General features: G+C 52.9%; 1 rRNA gene. It reads right to left on the reverse strand.

The features are described 5' to 3' along the window. Nucleotides 1-52 precede the first annotated feature (52 nt). Nucleotides 53-3,004, reverse strand: a 23S ribosomal RNA gene (locus tag B5D47_RS11180). Nucleotides 3,005-3,024 lie beyond the last annotated feature (20 nt).

The raw sequence follows: 3,024 nt of genomic DNA on the forward strand, positions 1-3,024 counted from the left end.
ATTTCCCTGTCGCCAGGGAAACCTGCAAGATATTATGAATCGAAACGATAATATGGTCAAGCCTCACGACCTATTAGTAATGCTCGGCTCAATGTCTCGCGGCACTTACACCTGCATCCTATCGACCTGATAGTGTCTCAGGGGTCTTCAGGGGAGTCAAGCTCCCGGGGATGTCTAATCTTGAGGCGGGCTTCCCGCTTAGATGCTTTCAGCGGTTATCCCTTCCCGACTTAGATACTCTGCACTTGCCCTTGGCAGAACAACAGATAAACCAGAGGTCGGTCCACTTCGGTCCTCTCGTACTAAAAGCAGACCCTCTCAAACATCCATCGCCCATAACAGATAGGGACCGAACTGTCTCGCGACGTTCTGAACCCAGCTCACGTACCGCTTTAATTGGCGAACAGCCAAACCCTTGGGACCTGCTCCAGCCCCAGGATGCGATGAGCCGACATCGAGGTGCCAAACTTTCCCGTCGATGTGAACTCTTGGGGAAAATCAGCCTGTTATCCCCGGAGTACCTTTTGTCCGTTAAGTGATGGCCTTTCCACTCAGCACCATCAGATCATTAAGACCTGCTTTCGCACCTGCCCGAAATGTCTTTCTCGCAGTCAAGCCTCCTTGTGCCTTTACACTCGCGCCCTGATTCCCAACCAGGGTGAGGAGACCTTCGCGCACCTCCGTTACAGTTTAGGAGGCGACCGCCCCAGTCAAACCGCGCGCCTAACATTGTCCCCGCCCCAGCTTCATGGAGCGGGTTAGAAATCTCATTCATCAGGACTGGTATTTCACCATCGGCTCCGCGCAGCCTGACGACCACGCTTCCCAGCCTCCCAGCTATCCTACACATGATAAATAAGATCCCAATGTTAAGTTACGGTGAAGGTTCACGGGGTCTTTCCGTCTAATTATGGGTAGTCGGCTTCTTTACCGACATATAAATTTCACCGAGTCTCGCGTTGAGACAGTGCTCAGAATCGTTACTCCATTCGTGCGGGGCGGAACTTACCCGCCAAGGAATTTCGCTACCTTAGGACCGTTATAGTTACGGCCGCCGTTTACCGGGGCTTCGATTCACAGCTTCGAGTTGCCTCTAACCGCTCCTCTTAACCTTCCGGCACCGGGCAGGAGTCACCACCTATACGTCCCATTGCTGGTTCGCAGATGGCTGTGTTTTTGATAAACAGTCGCCTGAGCCTGCTTTCTGCCGCTCTTAATCTTATACAATCAGAGCCACACTTCTTCCGAAGTTACGTGTGCATTTTGCCGAGTTCCTTAACGCGAGGTCGCTCGTGCGCCTTAGATTTCTCATCCCACATACGTGTGTCCGTTTACGGTACGGTCCTCCACAGCCTAGCCTTAGACAGTATTTCCCGGCACCCTGACTACATCCGCTTCGCTTCGACTTTCTCTCCGCTCGCTGTAACGCCTCACCTCGGACCGCGGATTTGCCTGCGGCCCTCATCGGCTCGGCGCTTTGACCGGAACAACCGTTCTCCGGCCGGATTTCACCTCATGCGTCCTGTCCTCGAAACTGTGGAAGGTATCGGATTATAAACCGATTTCCCATCGGCTACGTCTTTCGACCTGGCCTTAGGGGCCGACTTACCCAGGGCAGATTGCCTTTACCCTGGAACCCTTATGTTTTCGGCGGACGGGAATCCCACCCGTCTTTTCGTTACTTATACCTGCATTCTCTCTTCCATCTCCTCCAGAACCCCTCGCGGGTATTCCTTCTTCAGTTAATGGAATGCTCCCCTACCAATCATATCCCTAAGATATGAGTCCATGGCTTCGGTATTATGCTTAGCCCCGTTACATTGTCTGCGCATGAATGCTCGACCAGTGAGCTGTTACGCACTCTTTTAAGGAATGGCTGCTTCTAAGCCAACCTCCTGGCTGTCTGTGCATCCACACTTCATTTAACACTTAGCATAATTTCGGGACCTTAGCCGATGGTCCGGGCTGTTTCCCTCTTGACTACGAACCTTAGCGCCCGCAGTCTCACTCCCATACGCTGGTTACCGGCATTCAGAGTTTGATCGGGTCAGGTAGGATTTGACTCCCCCATTCCCGTCCAGTGCTTTACCTCCGGTAGCTTTGCATGAGGCTGTCCCTAAAGGCATTTCGGGGAGAGCCAGCTATTTCCAGGTTTGTTTAGCCTTTCACTCCTTATCACAGGTCATCACTACCTTTTTTAACAGATTACTGTTCGGCCCTCCAACAGGTTTCACCCTGCCTTCAGCCTGCCCATGATAAGATCACCTTGGCTTCGGGTCTACGGCATGCAACTTGTTCCGCCCTCTTCAGACTCGCTTTCGCTCCGGCTCCGGCTCTTCCAAGCCTTAACCTCGCTGCATACCGTAACTCGCAGGTTCATTCTACAAAAGGCACGCCACCACCCTTGCGGGCCGTGACATCTTGCCGGTTCATGGTTTCAGGTTCTATTTCACTCCCCTCGCCGGGGTTCTTTTCACCTTTCCCTCACGGTACTCGTTCACTATCGGTAGCTGTCTAGTATTTAGCCTTGGATCGTGGTCGACCCGGATTCCGACAGGGTTTCTCGTGCCCCGCCGTACTCAGGCACTGCATCAGGAAGTCCCCTCCATTTCGCATACGCGGCTTTCACGCTCTCTGACGCTCCTTCCCAGAAGCTTCTGCTATGTCAGGGTTTTCTCTCAACTTCCCGGGTCATCCCCATGCAGCCCTACAACCCCGCTTGATGCGGTTTGGGCTCCTCCCCCTTCGCTCGCCGCTACTGGGGGAATCTCTATTGATTTCTGTTCCCGAGTTACTTAGATGGTTCACTTCACTCAGTATCGCCTCCGTATCCTATTTTATTCAGATATCCGGATGACGCGCTCACACGCGCCGGATTACTCCATTCGGTCATCCGCGGGTCAAAGGATATGTGCTCCTCTCCGCGGCTTTTCGCAGCTTATCACGACCTTCCTCGCCTTACAGCTCCATAGGCATCCGCCATGAACCTATATTTCGCTTGACCATATTATCTTTTCTATTCCC

The sequence above is a fragment of the Treponema berlinense genome (assembly GCF_900167025.1).
Classification (GTDB): domain Bacteria; phylum Spirochaetota; class Spirochaetia; order Treponematales; family Treponemataceae; genus Treponema_D; species Treponema_D berlinense.